Below are 1,431 nucleotides of genomic sequence, written 5' to 3'. Positions count from 1 at the left end.
TAGCTATTGTAAAGGGAACTAAAGCAGAGGATGTTATCAATGTGCTTCTCAAAATAGATGCCGATAAGCGCAACCAAGTAAAGGAAATTACACTTGATATGGCCGGCAGTATGCAGAAAATAGCAAAACGTTGTTTTCCCGGGGCTATGCAGGTAGTGGATCGTTTCCATGTCTCAAAGTTGGTTTATGAAGCTGTACAAGACCTTCGGATCGCTTATCGCTGGCAAGTAATGAAGGATGAGAACAGGAAAATCAAGGAAGCTAAAGCCAAGGGGGAAAGTTATGAACCTAAAGTGTTTAGCAATGGAGATACACTCAGACAGTTGTTGGCCAGAAGCCGGTACCTGCTGTTTAAGGCTCCAGACAAGTGGCTGCAAAGCCAGAAGGTAAGAGCCAAACTACTCTTTGAACAATTCCCGGATATAAAATCCGTGTACTATTACGCACTACGATTAGGGAAGATATTTTCAGACTATACAGATAAAGATGTGGCTCGTGCCAAACTGGCACTTTGGTATAATGAAATTGAGGAGTTTGGTTATGATACATTCACTACTGTTGCCAATTCCATTGAGAATCATTACGAACGGATATTAAACTACTTTGTGAACAGAAGCACAAATGCTGCTGCGGAAGCTTTTAATGCAAAAATTAAAGCATTTAGGGCTTCATTTCGTGGAGTAGTAGATAAGAGGTTCTTTCTGTATAGATTAGCAAAGGTGTATGCATAAAGGGAAATTAACAAATATTAATCCCCCAAGAATTACAACTGAGCCAAAAGGTGGGCTCAGTTTGAAAACTTGGGGGAATTAGTTAAAAACACTATCTTTGTGGCATGAAACAGAACCTTCAACCCCCTGCCACTCCACTGGAGATGTTGAGCTTGTTCTTTCCTGCAGGCCTGCTTGACTATTTTGACCTGGTTAACCATGTCTCTCAAGAGACTTGCTTCATTTTTTTTCTTGAGGAAAAGCCTTCCATTCCTCAAGAGCATTCCCATTTACATCTACATTCCAAAGGTTTCTTCCCGGAAATAGAAGTGCAAGACTTTCCTGTTCGCGGCAAGGCTGTATATCTACGCATCAAGCGGCGTCGTTGGGAAGACCCGGAAACAGGACAAACTTATAGTCGTGATTGGAACTTAGTAGCCTCCGGTACTCGCATAACAGCTGAGTTCGGAGCTTTTTTAAAAGCGTTACTTAGACAATCATGCGGTTAGTTGCCAAAGTGTAGCAGAACATTACTGTATGGATGGCAAGCAACTCCAGACTCAATACAAAGAACATTTAAGTGATTTCAATAATTGGAATCAGAAGGAACATGCTGAAGACTTTATTCTTTATCCTAAAAATATAGGTTATCATTTATGTATTGATGAAACGGCTTTAAGCAAAGGCGAACTATATACAATCCTTACCAATCGGGATAAGC

General features: G+C 40.7%; 3 protein-coding genes. All 3 read left to right on the top strand.

Going from position 1 to position 1,431, the window contains the following annotated elements; translation table 11 throughout:
• A partial coding sequence (locus tag AB5Z14_RS10210) for an ISAon1 family transposase (RefSeq protein ID WP_368131300.1) occupies nt 1-731 on the top strand: 731 nt, incomplete at its 5' end.
• A gap of 104 nt (nt 732-835) precedes the next feature.
• Nucleotides 836-1,219, top strand: coding sequence for an ISAon1 family transposase N-terminal region protein (locus AB5Z14_RS10205; protein ID WP_217734230.1), 384 nt, complete (start codon nt 836-838; stop codon nt 1,217-1,219).
• 28 nt (nt 1,220-1,247) lie between these two features.
• On the top strand, nt 1,248-1,431 hold a 184-nt coding region (locus AB5Z14_RS10200; protein ID WP_497506233.1), incomplete at its 3' end, for a hypothetical protein.

Source organism: Collinsella aerofaciens (assembly GCF_040910265.1).
Taxonomy (GTDB): domain Bacteria; phylum Actinomycetota; class Coriobacteriia; order Coriobacteriales; family Coriobacteriaceae; genus Collinsella; species Collinsella aerofaciens_BK.
Note: the sequence above shows the minus strand (reverse complement) of the source record. Positions and strands in the feature narration are given on the sequence as shown.